This window comes from Brassicibacter thermophilus, from assembly GCF_055378355.1.
In genome coordinates this window covers 2103086-2120145 of record NZ_AP042446.1, presented here as the reverse complement: position 1 = coordinate 2120145, position 17060 = coordinate 2103086, and the positions used below count along the sequence as shown (strand labels likewise).

General features: G+C 28.6%; 16 protein-coding genes. 14 read left to right on the top strand and 2 right to left on the bottom strand.

The window, feature by feature from the left end:
* Positions 1-4 precede the first annotated feature (4 nt).
* Entirely contained in the window at positions 5-952 is a 948-nt protein-coding gene (locus tag ACZ41D_RS10125) for a hypothetical protein (protein ID WP_464151318.1), read from the bottom strand.
* A gap of 183 nt (positions 953-1135) precedes the next feature.
* On the opposite strand from ACZ41D_RS10125, the gene ACZ41D_RS10120 reads away from it, so the two are divergent.
* On the top strand, positions 1136-2488 hold the full coding sequence (locus ACZ41D_RS10120; RefSeq protein ID WP_464151317.1) for a hypothetical protein: 1353 nt from the start codon (positions 1136-1138) through the stop codon (positions 2486-2488).
* A 45-nt stretch (positions 2489-2533) separates the two neighbouring features.
* Here the strand turns inward: ACZ41D_RS10120 and ACZ41D_RS10115 are convergent, their stop codons facing one another.
* Positions 2534-3529, bottom strand: a complete 996-nt coding sequence (locus tag ACZ41D_RS10115; RefSeq protein ID WP_464151316.1) for an asparaginase — start codon at positions 3527-3529, stop codon at positions 2534-2536.
* Between the two features lie 530 nt (positions 3530-4059).
* Between ACZ41D_RS10115 and ACZ41D_RS10110 the strand changes: the two genes are divergently transcribed.
* The 13 genes from ACZ41D_RS10110 to ACZ41D_RS10050 all read left to right on the top strand — a co-directional run bounded on the left by ACZ41D_RS10110 (position 4060) and on the right by ACZ41D_RS10050 (position 16907).
* Positions 4060-5217 (top strand): cysteine desulfurase family protein, encoded by a 1158-nt coding sequence (locus tag ACZ41D_RS10110; protein WP_464151315.1) that lies wholly within the window; start codon positions 4060-4062, stop codon positions 5215-5217.
* A gap of 4 nt (positions 5218-5221) precedes the next feature.
* Entirely contained in the window at positions 5222-6385 is a 1164-nt protein-coding gene (gene thiI, locus ACZ41D_RS10105; RefSeq protein WP_464151314.1) for a tRNA uracil 4-sulfurtransferase ThiI, read from the top strand.
* 353 nt (positions 6386-6738) lie between these two features.
* Entirely contained in the window at positions 6739-7329 is a 591-nt protein-coding gene (locus ACZ41D_RS10100) for a TetR/AcrR family transcriptional regulator (RefSeq protein WP_464151313.1), read from the top strand.
* Between the two features lie 83 nt (positions 7330-7412).
* The gene (locus ACZ41D_RS10095) at positions 7413-8786 is read left to right on the top strand and encodes a radical SAM/SPASM domain-containing protein (RefSeq protein ID WP_464151312.1); all 1374 of its coding nucleotides are present in this window, start codon (positions 7413-7415) and stop codon (positions 8784-8786) included.
* A gap of 186 nt (positions 8787-8972) precedes the next feature.
* A complete protein-coding gene (locus ACZ41D_RS10090) occupies positions 8973-9422 on the top strand; it encodes a Fur family transcriptional regulator (protein WP_464151311.1) in 450 nt (149 codons plus the stop codon).
* Positions 9423-9594: 172 nt separating this feature from the next.
* Entirely contained in the window at positions 9595-10134 is a 540-nt protein-coding gene (locus tag ACZ41D_RS10085) for a cupin domain-containing protein (RefSeq protein ID WP_464151310.1), read from the top strand.
* A gap of 89 nt (positions 10135-10223) precedes the next feature.
* Complete coding sequence (gene potA, locus ACZ41D_RS10080) at positions 10224-11258, top strand: spermidine/putrescine ABC transporter ATP-binding protein (protein ID WP_464151309.1); 1035 nt, start codon at positions 10224-10226, stop codon at positions 11256-11258.
* A gap of 4 nt (positions 11259-11262) precedes the next feature.
* Entirely contained in the window at positions 11263-12096 is an 834-nt protein-coding gene (locus tag ACZ41D_RS10075) for an ABC transporter permease (RefSeq protein WP_464151308.1), read from the top strand.
* Positions 12090-12878 carry an ABC transporter permease gene (locus tag ACZ41D_RS10070; protein ID WP_464151307.1) on the top strand — a complete coding sequence of 263 codons (789 nt, stop codon included), beginning with the start codon at positions 12090-12092 and terminating at the stop codon, positions 12876-12878. The genes ACZ41D_RS10075 and ACZ41D_RS10070 overlap by 7 nt, the downstream gene beginning before the upstream one ends.
* The gene (locus ACZ41D_RS10065) at positions 12878-13921 is read left to right on the top strand and encodes an ABC transporter substrate-binding protein (RefSeq protein ID WP_464151306.1); all 1044 of its coding nucleotides are present in this window, start codon (positions 12878-12880) and stop codon (positions 13919-13921) included. Before ACZ41D_RS10070 ends, ACZ41D_RS10065 begins: the two co-directional genes overlap by 1 nt.
* A gap of 308 nt (positions 13922-14229) precedes the next feature.
* Complete coding sequence (locus ACZ41D_RS10060; protein ID WP_464151305.1) at positions 14230-14421, top strand: FAD-dependent oxidoreductase; 192 nt, start codon at positions 14230-14232, stop codon at positions 14419-14421.
* A gap of 129 nt (positions 14422-14550) precedes the next feature.
* The gene (locus ACZ41D_RS10055; RefSeq protein WP_464150977.1) at positions 14551-15753 is read left to right on the top strand and encodes a transposase; all 1203 of its coding nucleotides are present in this window, start codon (positions 14551-14553) and stop codon (positions 15751-15753) included.
* Positions 15754-15872: 119 nt separating this feature from the next.
* Positions 15873-16907: an NAD(P)/FAD-dependent oxidoreductase gene (locus tag ACZ41D_RS10050; protein WP_464153136.1), complete on the top strand. Its 1035-nt coding sequence runs from the start codon at positions 15873-15875 to the stop codon at positions 16905-16907.
* Positions 16908-17060 lie beyond the last annotated feature (153 nt).

The following is a 17060-nucleotide window of genomic DNA, read 5'->3' as shown; positions in this document are numbered from 1 at the left end:
AAAATTACTCTTCTTGTGTTTGTTCAGAAGAAGTAATATTTCCGCTACTGCAATGTCGAGAGCTTTCGTCAATTTGTTTTGGAAATAAACTTGGAAAAGTAGAACATATTGGTGATATTTCAGCTGATAATTGAGGAAATCCTGTTGAAAGTACGCATAATTGAACAGGAACAACAATTTTCTTTTCACACGCAATACATAGTGCTATTAACAAATTAGCTCTTACACATCCTGTAGCAGGGTCTATAACCATATCTCTAATGATACTGTTTGTTGCTAATCTAGCTTCACAGTTTACATTGCAAAACTCTGCAAATCTAGGTAAATATGCAGTATTATAAACTGAAGGTATGCATAGTTCGAAGAAATTTGTTAAGACTAGTGGATTATCTTTTGGTGCAATCTTAACATTAGCTTTTAAAGTAGTCTTACATCTAGTGTCACAATTATCAGTAAATAATACATCAATTTCTACTAATACATTTCCTGTTATTTCAACATTTTGTGTACCAAAAATTGGTGTTCCTTTACCTTCTTCATCACAATCGTGTGTATCTGTATAAACTATTTTTTCGCTAAATTTTCCATCTGGGCCAACTACAGTTACATCTTTTCCTTTACTTTTTACAAAGTCTCCACCTGAGATTATTGTATCAGTGTTAATTTTTAAGTTCCTTGGGTCACAAATATCATCAGGATTAAAGAACTTTTTACATCTAATATCCAATACTTGAATTATTCTTGCGCCTTCTCCTAAACATGGTAATAATTCTTGGTTTGGTGCAGTTTTAAGTCCTTGAAGATTAAATAAAGCTGCATCATATACTTTTTGAACATATATTGGTTCGGCTTTAACATTCCTTAAAGAGCCGTCAAATTCACAGCCGGTAGTTGCCGTACAACATTTATCAGGAAGAGCAAGATTTAGTTGTTCTTTATTTATTGGCTTCATATATTTTCCCCCTTTATAAATAATGTAATATTTATTTCTCAATGTTAGTATATTCCTTGCTTTAAATATTTGTTACATATATTAATAATTGAACGACAAAATATATCAGTGTATTATAGAATATTTCTTTAGCTATTGAATAGGATATAAAAGAATAATATTAATTCATTTGGGGTGATTTGCATGGCTTTTTATAACGATAAAGGATATATTATCAATGATAGCTTATCTAATGTACATGTAATATTAGAAAGTAAAAACTTTATTAAACTTTACACTTTTAATGCTGAAAAAAATAAATCGAAAGAAACTATCTTGGTAGAAGAAAAAATAAATGAATTTGATGTAACTATAGATAATAATGACATAATGTATCTTGTTTATCAAACAGTAGATGGTAGCCTTTGGCTGCTAACTATTAATAATGGAGAAATAAACAAAAGTATTTTAATAGAAGGTCCGGTTCAAAGAATGTATAATTTAAACATTTTTATTGGTGATGATATAAATATAATATATTGTGTACCTAGCGAAAAAACAAAAGACGAATATAGAATTCTTCACCATTGTTACAATGGTGAAGAATGGCAAACATTAGAAGTTGGAAATATAAAAGTTAGAGAAATAATTAATGAATTTGCCATAGTAAAGTCAGAAAATAATATAATTTTAACATATTACAATGTAAAAGATAATTATGAACAAATATATATAAAAGCATTTGACCTTATTGATAAAAAATGGGGGAAGTCTATACAACTTACAAATAGTCAAAACAATAAACTTTATTTAGATATTTTCATAAAACCTCAAAACTTATTACATTTGGTTTACAGTGAATATGATGGAGGTAATTTGCATATTAAATACTGTAAATTTGAGATTTGTGAGAATAAGATTTTATTAAAATCTGAAAGCTATTTATCAGATCCATGTAATTGTTCCTATCCAACTTTTATTTTTGAAGAAGAAAAACTTTGGATTGTTTGGACAGAATACAATCATTTAATAAGCCTTTATTCTTTAGACTATGGTGATACTTGGTCAAAAACATATCATTGGTCAGAATCTGAAAAATATGATTTTTTGAGATATAAATTTTTGTCTAATAACAAAAATGTTAATAAATTTTACAAATTTAATTATTCTTTTGGGAAAGTATATCCAGAAATAAGCTTTATTGGATTTGGAAACTTAGAAAAAGCTAAAGAACAAAATACTAAAATAAATAATAGTATTAAAGATGATGTTAATAATCAAGAAAAGGATATTATTACTAGATCAAAAGAAAATTTTAATAATGAAATTAATCAAATAAAAAGAAGCATTAGAGAAATAAATGATCAAATCAATAAATTGATTAATTCTAAGGATAGCAATAAAAATAATGAAAATAAAGAAATAATATATAAAAAGATGGAAGAAATCGAAAAAGTGACTGCTGAATTAAACAAATTAGAAGTACGTGTTAGAAATATAGAAGATTTTTTAGATAGGAAGACTAGAGGGTTGTTTTATAGGAGCCGACGATTATAATATATAACCCAACGGTTTAATAAACCGTTGGGTTATATATTAATGTTAATTTATATCGTATGAATTTTCTTCAAAAAATTGTCTTATTTTGTTTAGATCTGATGTTGCACCTAGAGCTAGCATAAGTTTAATTCTAGCTTTTTGTCCAGGTAAATTGCCACCAAAAATTACTCCAAGGTCTTTCAGAGTTTTACCTCCTCCAAAATATCCATATGTGTCTAGAACTCTACCTGTAGGGCATCTTGATACAATTACTACGGGTATGCCTTTTTCGATACTATTTTTAACTCCTTCTACCATATCGGGAGGAATATTACCTCTTCCTAGTGCTTCGATAACAATACCTTTGTATCCAGAGTTTATACAGTAATTAATAAGGTCGGAATCCATACCTGCAGCACATTTAATAAGAGATACCTTTTTTTCTACTCTTTGAGTTTTTATATGGTTATGTTTAGTGATACTTCTATAAAATAGAACGGTATCGTTATCCACTATTCCAAGGGGACCAAATTCAGGGGATTTAAATGTATCAACAGACAAGGTATTAGTTTTTGTAACTTCCCTTGCAGAATTAACTTCATTATTCATAACTACTAAAACTCCTTTGTCTTTTGCTTCAGGGGAAATAGCAGTACATATTGCACTTGAAAGGTTGCTAGGACCATCATAGCCTAATTCAGAACTATTTCTCATTGCACCTACTACTATAACTGGTTTATTTAAGTTTAAAGTTAAGTCAAGAAAATACGCAGTTTCTTCAAGTGTATCAGTTCCGTGTGTTATTACTATTCCTGTAATATCATTACGAGCAGCAGTTTCACGTACAAGGATAGATAATTTCATCATTATTTCAGGAGTTATATGTGGACCAGGAATATTAGAAAAATTTATTATTTCTATGTCAGTAAATTTTTCTATATTAGTTACCATTGCCATAATTTCTTCACTAGATAATGCTGGTATTGCAGCATGTATTCTTGGATCTATTTTCATTGAAATAGTTCCACCAGTAAAAATAACAGCGACTTTATTTGACAAAATAGTTCACCCCTTATTTAACTTATTATTTTTTACCACATATAGTTTAACACTTTTCTAATTAAAATTCGAGGAAAAGAATAAAAAAAAGAACCCCATAACATGGGGTTCTTTCCGCACCCAATTAAGGGTGCTTTGTAAAACCGTTCAAAAGGGGTATTGGGAATAGAGATCTTATTTGAGGTTACCAGGGGGATAACCACATTGAAATTATAACAAAATACGACATCATTTGCAATACTTTTTGTAAAAAAATATTTTTTGTTATGTAATTTTTTAAGTTAAAGTCGTATAAAATTTAAATTTGTAAAACTAAATAAATTATTCTATTATAATTTCCTCATTTGATTTAGTGTGAATGCTTAATTTATTTGCTCAGAACTGGAATAGAGATTAAAATTAATATATAATAAAGATAATGTTTTGATCTACATTTTATTTTTGAATACAATTAAAAGAAAGTGGGAAAATGATTCATAGATAAATATATGGATACTATTTGTTGTAAATAATCATTAAGGGGTGATTCTATGGAAGTTTATTTAGATAATTGTGCTACTACACGACCTAGAGATGAAGTAATTGAAAAAATGGTTTATGTCTTAAAAAATTCATATGGTAATCCTTCTTCTCTTCACAAAAAAGGGTTTGAAGCTGAGAAAATGATAGAAGAATCTAGAGATATAATTGCTAAATTTTTGAATGTGGAAAAAGAAGAAATTTTTTTCACATCAGGAGGGACAGAAAGTAATAATTTAGCTATTCAAGGGATAGTAAATAAATGTAAAAGGCAAGGAAGACATATAATAACAACAAAAATCGAACATGCTTCTGTACTTAATATTTTCAAATATTATGAGAGTCAAGGATATGAAATTACGTATTTAGATGTTGATGATAAGGGTAGGATTGATTTAGATCAATTTGAGAAAAGTATAAAAGATGATACTATATTGATAGCTATTATGCTTGTAAATAACGAAATAGGCACTATAGAACCAATTAGGGAAATACGAAAGATAATTAATTCAAAAAATAAAAACATAAAAGTACATGTTGATGGGATTCAAGCATTTGGGAAAATTCCATTAAATATTAGTAAACTTGGTATTGATACTTTTTCTTTTAGTAGTCATAAAGTTTTTGGACCTAAAGGGGTAGGCGGATTGTATGTAAAAAGAAACCTAAATATTAATCCAATTATATTTGGTGGAAATCAAGAAAAAGGATTGAGATCAGGTACCGAAAATGTCCCAGGAATAGTTGGGTTTGGGAAAGCTGTTGAAATATTAAAGAGCAATTTTGATGTAGAAATAAAAAAAATATATTATTTGAGGAATTATTTTGCTGATAAAATAAAACATAGTATTGATAATATAAAAATTAATACTGAATTAAATGAAGATTTTGCTCCTCATATATTGAATGTTTCTTTTAGAGGAGTGAGAGGTGAGGTTTTACTGCATTATCTAGAACAGTATGGAATTTATGTTTCAACTGCGTCAGCTTGTTCATCCCATGGTAAAGGAAAAAGCCATGTTTTAAAAGCAATAGGGTTAAGTGAATCTGATATAGATGGTACTATAAGGTTTAGCTTTTCCCATTATATTAATGAAAATCAATTAGATTATACTGTTGATAAATTAATTAGTTCAGTCAAAGAAATAAGGGAAATAACGATGAGGTGATAATATGGAAATGGTTGTAAGTGCTAGCTTTGGAGAAATAGTTCTTAAAGGATTAAACAGAGCCTATTTTGAGAGGGTATTATTTAGACAAGTTGAAAAGGCTATTCAAGGCATTGATTATAAGGATATTTATAAAGAACAAGGTAAAATATATGTAGTAGTAGATGAAGTAAGTACAGGAATAGTTATAAATAGATTAAAAAAGGTTTTCGGATTAGTTAATATAAGCCCATGCTATAGAGTAGAAAAAGATATAGATACCATAATAAATACTTCCATATTTGCTGTAAATAAAGCAATGATGGATAGAGATATTAAGACTTTTAAAGTAAAAGCAAAGAGAGCAGATAAAAAATTTCCTTTAAAATCTATGGATTTGGCTCGCAAACTCGGTGGAGAGATTTTAAAAGGAGTACCAGACATTAAAGTTGATGTTCATAATCCAGATTTGTATATTTATGTTGATATTCGTGATATGTGTTATATATATACAGAGAAGATTAAGGCTTATGGGGGACTTCCTATAGGAACAAATGGTAAAGGTCTACTATTGTTATCAGGCGGAATTGATAGTCCTGTTGCAGGTTTTTTAATGGCAAAAAGAGGTGTTTCTTTAGAAGCTGTACATTTTCATAGTTATCCTTTTACTAGCCAAAGATCTGAAGAAAAAGTTAAGGAAATAGCCAAAATATTGTCAAGGTACTGTGGTCAAATTAAGATATATAGTGTAAATCTTTTAAATATACAAAAATCAATAAATGAAAATTGTCCTGAAGATGAAATGACTATTATTTCTAGAAGATTTATGATGAGAATAGCTGAAAAGATAGCAAAAGATAATGGGATAGATGCATTAATTACTGGAGAGAGTCTAGGTCAAGTTGCTAGCCAGACGATCATGGGAATAAATGCTACTAATTCTTCGGTAAATATTCCAGTTTTTAGACCATTGATAGGAATGGATAAGGTTGAAATTACTGAAATTGCAAAAGATATTGAGACATATGAGACATCAATACTACCTTATGAAGATTGCTGTACCGTATTTTTGCCTAAGCACCCTGTTACTAGACCAAAATTAGAAGACATTGAGAATTCAGAAAAAAAATTAGATGTAGATGCTTTGATAAAAGCTGCAATTGAGGACATGAAGATTATTAATGTTTAGAATTATTTTTATATGGGGAAACAATTTAATACTATAATTAATATATTTTGAAAAGTAAACTTTCATCACGATTTATTTAAATACTATTCTAATGTTTCATACTAAAAAGTAATTAAATATTCGAAAAGCGAAAGTTTATTTTTCTTATAACTTATAATGAGTAAATTGGTAATTACTTTAAGATTAAAATTTTGTAAGTTACAAACTTAACATAATATTTTATTACGTAATTTAATTAATTTTATTAAAAACATGTTGACAATATGTGTAATTATGTTAAAATTATATTGACGAATGCGTCGATAAAGACTGATATGTCGATGAAAAAATGTATATTTTAGGAGGAATAAGGATTGCCCAAAATTGTTAACTATGAGAAAAAAAAAGAAGAAATATTAGATAAGGCTATGAAGGTTTTTATTAACAGAGGATATTATAACACCAAACTTTCTGATATATCTAGTAAATGTGGAATGGGAAGAACTACTTTATATCAATATTTTAAAAACAAAGATGAAATATTTTACTATGCCATAAATCGTACTATAGATCAGCTTATAAATAGAATACAGATTATAGTACAGGATGATAATTTAAGCTTTATAGATAAGATAAAGAAGATTATTTCAGAACTTGCTATTGAGTACCAAAATAATAATATGATAGTTGTTTTGATAGAAATATGGGTTATTATGAAGAGAGAAAATAATGAAAAAATGAAAAAAATATACAATCATATAATGCAGATTAAACAACGCTTAAGAGACTTACTAAATGAGGCAATAGAAGCTAAAGAAATTAAACCTTTAGATACAGAAACTATGTCTGACACTTTATTTTCAATAATTCAGTCTTTTCTTCTTCAATCTTCTTCAAACAAAGAAGTTAATATTCAAAAACAGTTAAATTCATTAAATATATTGATTGAAGGGTTAAGAGCTTAGTATTGATAATAAAGGCTATTTTAACTATCGCCTTTATGTAATAAATATAACTTATTATTAATCCATTTAAGGGGGAGGTTACTTTGGCAAGTGTAAAACAACTAATTAGTACTGCTCTAATTAACGAGGGACTCAAGTATATTGAAAAAGATCCAATGAAAAATATGAATAAACTAATTGATTGGGCAGATAAAATCGTTACTTTAGATGAACATAAGAGGCATGTACAAACTTTTAGAAATATCATGAAAAACCCAGATAGCAACTGGTATAAGCTTATCGAGAGATATTTTAACGAATTATCGCCAAACACTAGAAAAAAATTCTTAATAAATTATATGGTTAATTCTGGAATGGTAGGAATGCCTAAAAAAGCAAAACTTCAGGAAAAATATGATTGTAATATACCTTGGGCAGTATTAATGGACCCAACATCTGCTTGTAACTTAAAATGTAAAGGTTGCTGGGCAGCAGAGTATGAAAAAACTGATTCATTAAGTACAGAAACATTAGATAGGATTATACAAGAAGGTAAAGAACTAGGAATATATATGTACATATATTCTGGAGGCGAGCCTCTTGTAAGAAAGGATGATTTAATTAAATTAGCAGAAAAACATGATGACTGTGCCTTTTTATCTTTTACTAATGCTACATTAGTAGATGAAGAATTTGCTAAGAAATTAGGTGAGTTGGGTAATTTTGGATTAGCAATTAGCATTGAAGGAAATGAAGAAGAAACTGATATGAGAAGAGGCAAGGGTACTTATCAAAAAGTAATGAAAGCTATGGATTTATTACAAAAAGAAGGAGTTGTATTTGGGTTTTCAACTTGTTACCATAAGTACAATACTGAATCTGTAGGTTCTGATGAATATGTTGATAAGATGGTTGAGAAGGGATGTAAATTTGGTTGGTACTTTACATATATTCCAATTGGTAAAGATGCAGTTATGGATTTATTAGCAACACCTGAGCAGAGAGAATATATGTTCCATAGAGTTAGAAAGATGAGAACAGAAAAACCAATATTTATACTAGATTTTTGGAATGATGGTGATTATGTTGGTGGATGTATTGCAGGTGGAAGAAATTATTTACACATAAATGCTAGTGGAGATGTGGAGCCTTGTGCATTTATACATTATTCAAATGTTAATATTAATGATGTTAGTCTATTAGAAGCATTAAAGTCACCTTTATTTAGACAATATAGATCACATCAACCTTTTAACGAAAACCATTTGAGACCTTGTCCACTATTGGATAATCCAGAAAAGTTAAGAGAGATGGTTCATAACGCAAATGCAAAATCAACGCAGCCAATAGATGAAGAGTCTGTTGATGAATTGACAGCTAAAACAGAAGAAGCATCTAAAAAATGGGCACCTGTTGCTGATAAACTTTGGAAAGAATTGCAAGAGCAGAAGAAAGAAAAAGCTTGTGAGACATGTTAACGTAAGGACAATAATTTGAATTAGTAAACTGGGCTAATTTTATAAGTAGCCCAGTTTTTTTGTATGAACAATAAATTTCTTAAAGTGATAAACTTGAGAAAATGTAGAAATAATTATTGTATTGTAGTATTATATATATAAAATGATTATATATTATTTTGATATATTTAATAGGAGTTGGCATTTATGGACCAATTATATGAGATATATGAAAAAGTAAAAGAAAAAGGTCATAAACTTACTCAACAGAGAAAGGATATTATTTTGATTTTTTATGAAAATAAAGATTATTTATTAGACCCTTCTCAAGTTTTTAAAAAATTATTAAAAAAAAATATAAAAATTAATTTTTCTACTGTATATAGAAATATAGATTTTTTATTGAGTATTGGTATATTAAGAAGGGTTAATATGGATAATGGAGTAAACACATATGAGCTAGATGATTTAGGAGGGCATCATCATTTAATTTGCTTGAAATGTGGTAAAGTAAAGCCTATAGAAGTTTGCCCATATAAGGAAATGGATAAAAAAATATTCTATGAAAATGATTTTTTCCCTGAGAACCATAAGTTTGAAATCTATGGTTATTGTAAAAAATGTATGAAAAAAAAGCTTGAAAATATGAACAAGTAAATATTGTTGAAAAACGGGTGTAAAAAATTAAAAGTTGATGTTTTACACCTGTTTTTTTGTGTTCATTAAACTATTGACTTTTAATAAAAAAATTTATTATAATTAGATAGTGTGTTTAGTAAATATAAACTTTATGTTAATAAATATCAAGTATTCTGTTAGGAGGGTTTTTGTGAAAATTGGTGAAAAGATTAGAAGGTTAAGAGTAAGGAATGATCTTACTCAAGAGGAACTAGCTAATCGGTGCGAATTGACAAAAGGCTTTATATCTCAGTTAGAAAGAGATTTGACCTCACCTTCTATAGCAACTCTTGTAGATATTTTAGAAGTTTTAGGAACAAGTCTGAAAGACTTTTTTAATGAAATAGAGCAGGAGAAAGTTGTTTTCACTAAAGATGATGCTTTTACAATGGAAAATGAAGAATTAAATTATAACCTAAGTTGGATAGTGCCAAATGCACAGAAGAATATGATGGAGCCTATACTGTTAGAATTAGGAGCTGGTGGGAGGTCTAAGGAGGACTGTCCCCATGAAGGTGAAGAATTTGGATTTGTAATATCTGGTAGTGTATATATTTATTTAGGAAGTGAAAAGTACAAGGTCAAAAAAGGAGAAAGTTTCTATTTTAAACCAAATTCTAATCATTATATTATTAACGCAGGGAAATCTAAGGCAAAGGTTTTATGGGTCAGTACCCCACCTAGTTTTTAATTATTAAGTGATTGCAAAATTTCATTTAATTAACATAAATTAAGATAATTTTGCAATAATTTATTTAATTATTTAGAGGGAGAGATGAAATGAGCAATATTATTATTGATTTAAAAAACATTTCTAAGGAGTATAATGGAGTAAAAGTGCTTAAAGATATTAATTTATACATTAGAAAAAATGAATTTTTAACATTGCTTGGACCAAGTGGCTGTGGGAAAACTACAACTTTAAGAATAATTGGAGGATTTGAACAGCCTACTACTGGTGATATTATATTTGAGGGCAAAAAAATAAATTATTTGCCCCCTTATAAAAGACATTTAAATACTGTTTTTCAAAAATATGCCTTATTCCCTCATATGAACGTGTATGAAAATATTGCTTTTGGACTAAAAGTAAAAAAGATAAATAAAAAAGAAATTGATAAAAGAGTTAGAAATATGCTCAAACTGGTTAATCTTGAAGGGTTTGAAAATAGAGATATTAATTCTTTAAGTGGTGGTCAGCAGCAGAGAATTGCTATTGCTAGAGCTCTTGTAAATGAACCTAAGGTATTGTTGCTTGACGAACCACTTGGTGCTTTAGATCTTAAGCTTAGAAAAGAGATGCAAATAGAACTGAAGAATATGCAGAAAAGAGTAGGTATAACTTTTGTTTATGTTACACATGACCAAGAAGAAGCACTTACTATGTCAGATACAATAGTTGTAATGGATAAAGGAGAAATTCAACAAATTGGAACTCCAGTAGATATCTATAACGAGCCAAAGAATGCTTTTGTGGCTAATTTTATAGGAGAGAGCAATATTATTAAGGGAACAATGCTGAGGGACTATGAAGTTGAATTTTCAGGAGTAAGATTTGATTGTGTTGACAAGGGATTTGATGCAAATGAAGAAGTTGATGTTGTTATTAGGCCAGAGGATATTAATTTAGTAAGCGAAGAAGACGGGCAATTAAAAGGCAGTATTGTTTCAGTTACCTTTAAAGGCGTTCATTATGAAATGATAATAAAGCAAAATAATGATTTATGGAAGGTTCACAGTACAGTTATGAAACCTGTTAATAGTAATGTTGGTATGGTTATTGATCCTGAAAATATCCATATAATGAAGAGGTGAGGGCATGAAGACAAAATGGATTTCATATCCTTATGTGATTTGGATGATTGGATTTATTGTAATTCCTTTACTACTTGTTTTATTTTTTAGCTTAACTGTAGGGGATGTTCACAATGTTAAATCATTAAAGTTTTCTTTAGAAAATTATAAAAGATTTTTAGACCCTATTTATATTAAAGTGCTTATAAGGTCAATAAATTTAGCATTAATATCTACTGTTATATGTTTAATTTTAGGATATCCTATGGCATATATCATATCAAAGGCAGATATAAAAAGAAGAAATTTTATGGTGTTGTTATTTGTATTACCTATGTGGATGAATTTTTTACTCAGAACATATGCGTGGATGACGATTTTAGGTAAAAACGGAATAATAAATAAATTTTTATTGTTTTTAGGTTTACCTACACTAAACTTATTATATAATGACGGTGCGGTAATGTTAGGTATGGTATATAACTTTCTGCCTTTTATGGTTTTACCAATATATTCAGTATTGAGTAAGATAGATAAAAATATTCTTGAAGCTGCAGAAGACCTTGGTGCAAGTAAATACATGATTTTCTATAAAATAATTTTTCCTTTAAGTCTCCCAGGAGTAATATCAGGTATTACTATGGTTTTTATGCCTGCAGTAAGTACTTTTGTAATATCCAGACTTTTAGGGGGAGGACAGTATTGGCTTATTGGTAATTTAGTTGAACAACAATTCTTATGGGCTGGAGACTGGCATTTTGGTTCAGCAATATCAATTATAATGATGATATTCATTCTTATTGCTATGGCTTTAGCGGCAAGATATGATAAAGGAAATGAGGGGGGAGGTTTGTGGTAAAAAAAACCTTAACGAGGACTTATTCCGTATTAATATATTTATTCTTATATGCTCCCATTGTTATATTGATAATTTTTTCGTTTAATGATTCAAAAATCAAAGGATCATGGAATGGATTTACATTAAAATGGTATGTTGAATTATTAAAGGATAGGCAAATATTAAAATCATTATATTATACGTTGGCAATTGCTATTTTATCATCAAGTATTTCAACAGTATTAGGTACTATTGCTGCTATTGGAATTCATAATATGGACCATTTTAATAAAAGAATAATTATGAATATAAATTATTTACCTGTACTAAATCCGGATATTGTTACTGGAATTTCACTGATGACATTGTTTATATTTATAAAATTAAAGTTAGGTTTTTTATCAATGCTATTATCTCATATTACATTTAGTGTGCCTTATGTGGTGTTGGCAGTTTTGCCAAAACTAAAACAGCTTAATAAACATTTAGCTGAGGCGGCTATGGACTTAGGAGCAACTCCCTTTTATGCATTAAAAAAAGTAATAATACCTGAGATTATGCCAGGTATTATTACTGGTGCATTGATGGCTTTTACACTTTCTATAGATGATTTCGTAATTAGCTTTTTTACAACTGGTTCGGGAGTGACCAATCTTTCTATAACTGTATATTCAATGGCTAGAAGAGGGATTAACCCTAAAATAAATGCTTTATCAACATTGATGTTTTTAAGTGTGATGGTTCTTTTAATTATAATAAATAAGAGAACTAAAAAAGAAATAAAAAGAAAGGGTGAAGTGTAATGAAAAAAAATGTTAAAAGATCTATTGCTTTAGTTTTAGTTTTAATGATTGCATTTTCAATTACAGCTTGTGGTGAAGAAAAAGTGGTTTTAAATGTTTATAACTGGGGAGATTATATTGATGAATCAGTTTTAGATGAATTTGAAAAAGAATATAATATTAAAATAAATTATGAAACTTTTGCTACTAATGAAGATATGTATTGGAAGATAAAATCAGGAGGTACTAATTATGATGTAGCATTTCCTTCAGACTATATGATAGAAAAGATGATTAAAGAAGATATGCTTAATAAAATAGATATGAATAATATTCCAAACTATAAGAACATAGATGATAGATTTAAAAATTTAGACTTTGATCCAAACAATGAATATTCTGTTCCATATATGTGGGGAACATTAGGAATATTATATAATACAAAGATGGTTGACGATGTAGTTGATAGCTGGGATATTTTATGGAATGAAAAATATAAGGGACAAATTTTGATGTTAAATAGTCAAAGGGATTCTATTGCTGTGGCATTAAAAAAATTAGGTTATTCGTTGAATACAAATAATGTAAGTGAGTTAGAAGAAGCTAAAAAAGAATTAATAAAACAAAAGCCTTTAGTCTTATCATACGTTGGAGATGAAGGAAAAGCTATGATGGTCAGTGAAGAAGCAGCACTGTCCGTAGTATGGTCAGGCGACGCTGTTGCGATGATGGAGGAAAACCCAAACCTAAAGTATGTAGTTCCTAAGGAAGGAAGCAACCTTTGGTTTGACAATATGGTTATACCCAAAACAAGTGAGCATATTAAAGAAGCAGAGCTATTTATTAATTTTATGTGTAGACCTGATATTGGATTAAAAAATACCAATTACATTGGATATTCTACAACAAATAAAGAGACTATGAAACTTTTAGATGAAGAAATATTAAATAATGAAGTTGCATATCCTAGTGATGAAATTATACAAAACTGTGAAATATTTAATGATCCTGGAGAATTTATAAAGGAATATGATAAAATTTGGACTGAAATAATGGCACATTAGTATATAAGAATTTATGAAAAAATAAGGAAATAGCATAATTACTACAAGGTCAAAATTTAGCAAGTTATAAATTTTTTACTCCGGTATTTTGGACTTTTAGTTGAATTTATAAGGAAAAAAGTCCAAAATAAGTCGTAATATAATAGTAAAAGGGTCAGGTTATAATATATAGTATCTAAAGATACAATATTTTATGACCTGACCTATTTTATTATATAATTTCTTTAATTGTAAAAATTCTTCGATTACTAAACATAATATTGGGTAATAAATTAAACAGAAGAAATAATTTAAATGGGGGTAAAAAAATGAAATATTTAATTATAGGTAATGGGATTGCTGGATTATCAGCAGCTAAGGAGATAAGGAATAAGGATATTGATGGTGAAATAACGATAGTAACTAAAGAACCATATCCAACTTACTATAGATTAAAATTATCACACTATATAAGTAAAGAGTTTGAAGACGAGGATTTGTTTATTGAGGAAATTGCATAATTTTAAATTGTTGATTTTTCTAAATTTCACTGAACGCAAAAAGGAGTTTCACCCCTAAATGTCGAATATATTAAGTAAGCAAACTCTATACCCGAAGGGAGTGAAACTTCTTAAATGTATATTCGACAAATGAGCTTGATTTCCTTTGAGGAAATTATGGAATTTCAACAAGAAACTAAATTAGAGATGATTTTATCTCAGATTGACATTTCTAATTTAGCTTGCAAACTAAGAAAATCTCATAATTCTAAAGGCCCGAAGGGCTATGATCCTGAAACTTTAATTTATGCTTTGATTGCTATGCAAGTAGAAAAAATTCAAACTATAAAAGATTTAGTTCTTAATCTTAAGCAAAATCCTGTTTTAAGATTCTGTTGTGGTTTTAGTGTCCTTGGCAAAGTACCATCTGAATCTACTTTTAGCAGATTTTTAGATAAATTAACTCAAACTGATGAACTTGAACAATTGTTTCATACCTTAGTTGTTAAAGCAAAAGAACTTAATATAATTGATGGAGAACATGTCTCTATTGATTCAACAAAATTAAGTTCTTATGAATCTGCTAAGCGTAAAAAATATATCGTAGATGATGACTATAACCCTAACTGGGGGATAAAAAAAGATACTAATGGTAACACCGTAAAATGGTTTGGTTGGAAGCTTCATATATTATGTGATTCTAAAAGTGAACTACCATTAGATATTTTATTAACCCCAGCAAGCACTTATGATGGCACTGTAGCTATACCTTTAATAAAGCAATTTTTTAATAATTATAAAGATATTTTTAAGCCTAAATATTATGCTATGGATTCTGGGTATGACTTTGAGTATGTTTATAAAGATATAATAAACGAATTTAATGGTATTCCAATAATAGCTTACAATCCTAGACGAAGCTATGCCCCACCTGCTGGATTAGATGAAGATTTTAATCCTATCTGCTCCGCAGGATATAAATTAGTATATTGGGGCAAAGATGGAAAATATCTTAAATTCCGTTGCCCTCACGCTTTAGGTAAGTGTAATTGTCCTTATGGAATGAATTGGTGTTCTTCTTCTACCTACGGATATACTTTTAAAGTCAATTATAAAGAAAATCCAAGGCATTATGGATATCCTTTAAGGTCTTCTACTAGTTGGAAAAAGTTATATGATAAAAGGACATCAGTTGAAAGATGTAATAGTAGACTTAAAGAATATCTAAATTTAGATAACATAAGGTCTAAAGGTATTAAAAAAGCCAAGGTTCACTCATTATTAAATTGCATAGCACTTATAGCTGGAACAATATCATTAAATTCAAGTAAAGTTGTTAATAAAGCTGCCTAACGGCATAAAATTACCTTTATTTAGGAGGTTCTTTGCATTATTCTAAAATAAATATCAAATTTAAAATCTCATTTTCAATGAGCTATCGCTCTATGCTCTTTTTTTCTACTGTGAAAAAGATGAATTATGCAATTTCCTCTATTTATAAAGAAGATTGGTATAGAAAAAATAATATTAATTTGATATTGGGAAAGATAGCTGAAAGTATAAATATAGAAAATAACTTTGTAAGATTAGATGATGGTAATGAAATATACTATGATAAACTACTTATAGCAAGCGGAAGTAGACCTTTTATACCACCAATAGCTGGTAAGTACAAAGATGGTGTTTTTGCACTTAGGACATTAAAAGATTTAAGGCACATAAAAAAATATTTTTCTTTATGTGATAATATTACTGTAATTGGTGGAGGATTATTAGGATTAGAAGCTGCTTGGGCAATAAAAGAATTAGGCAAAGAAGTTAATGTTGTTGAGTTTAGCCCTTATTTATTACCTAGACAATTAGATGAAGAAATATCTGAACAATTGGCTAAAAAGCTTGATAGTGCAGGTCTTAATTTATACTTAAATACTGCTGTAAAGGAAATAACAGGAGAAGTGAGAGCAGATGGTATATTGACTAATAATGGTAATAAAATTAAAACCGATGCTATATTAATTTCTGCTGGAGTTAGACCTAATATAGATTTAGCAGTAGATACAAAAATAAAATATAATAGAGGAATTATTGCTGACGAATATTTAAGGACAAATATTGATAATATTTATGTAGCTGGAGATGTGGCAGAGATAGAAGGTATGGTTATTGGTCTTTGGACTATTGCTAATGAACAAGGAAAAGTTGCAGGACAAAATATGGTAGGAGAAAATGTTAAGTATTCTCTTCCTAAGCCATTTACTACGCTTAGAATAGGCGATATATCAATGTTTTCTGCTGGAGACGTAAAAGACTTTGATGAAGTTATTGAATATAAGAAAGGCGAATCATATCATAAATTATTTGTTAAAGATAACAAAGTAAGTGGAGCAATTTTAACTGGTGATATATCAAAGATGTCAAAAGCAAAAAAAGCTGTTGTTAATAAAATAAATATTGGGGAATACATTAAACAAAATATGGATTTTGAAGAAATAGTAGAGAAATTTTAGATTTAGATTAATACCCCGATCAATCTTTTGATATAATATTTTAGATAATTACGAGAATGTAATTAATTATGTGGCAAAACAAAAGTGACAGGTTAACCTGTCACTTTTGAATATTAAGTGAAAAAATCGTTCTTTTTGGCAAAAGTGCTTTAC

Bases quoted from the DNA above. Each gene is read 5' to 3' on its own strand.
- ACZ41D_RS10125 (WP_464151318.1), bottom strand. From the start codon at position 952: ATGAAGCCAATAAATAAAGAACAACTAAATCTTGCTCTTCCTGATAAA.
- ACZ41D_RS10120 (WP_464151317.1), top strand. From the start codon at position 1,136: ATGGCTTTTTATAACGATAAAGGATATATTATCAATGATAGCTTATCT.
- ACZ41D_RS10110 (WP_464151315.1), top strand. From the start codon at position 4,060: ATGGAAGTTTATTTAGATAATTGTGCTACTACACGACCTAGAGATGAA.
- thiI (WP_464151314.1), top strand. From the start codon at position 5,222: ATGGAAATGGTTGTAAGTGCTAGCTTTGGAGAAATAGTTCTTAAAGGA.
- ACZ41D_RS10090 (WP_464151311.1), top strand. From the start codon at position 8,973: ATGGACCAATTATATGAGATATATGAAAAAGTAAAAGAAAAAGGTCAT.
- potA (WP_464151309.1), top strand. From the start codon at position 10,224: ATGAGCAATATTATTATTGATTTAAAAAACATTTCTAAGGAGTATAAT.
- ACZ41D_RS10075 (WP_464151308.1), top strand. From the start codon at position 11,263: ATGAAGACAAAATGGATTTCATATCCTTATGTGATTTGGATGATTGGA.
- ACZ41D_RS10065 (WP_464151306.1), top strand. From the start codon at position 12,878: ATGAAAAAAAATGTTAAAAGATCTATTGCTTTAGTTTTAGTTTTAATG.
- ACZ41D_RS10060 (WP_464151305.1), top strand. From the start codon at position 14,230: ATGAAATATTTAATTATAGGTAATGGGATTGCTGGATTATCAGCAGCT.
- ACZ41D_RS10055 (WP_464150977.1), top strand. From the start codon at position 14,551: ATGAGCTTGATTTCCTTTGAGGAAATTATGGAATTTCAACAAGAAACT.
- ACZ41D_RS10050 (WP_464153136.1), top strand. From the start codon at position 15,873: ATGAATTATGCAATTTCCTCTATTTATAAAGAAGATTGGTATAGAAAA.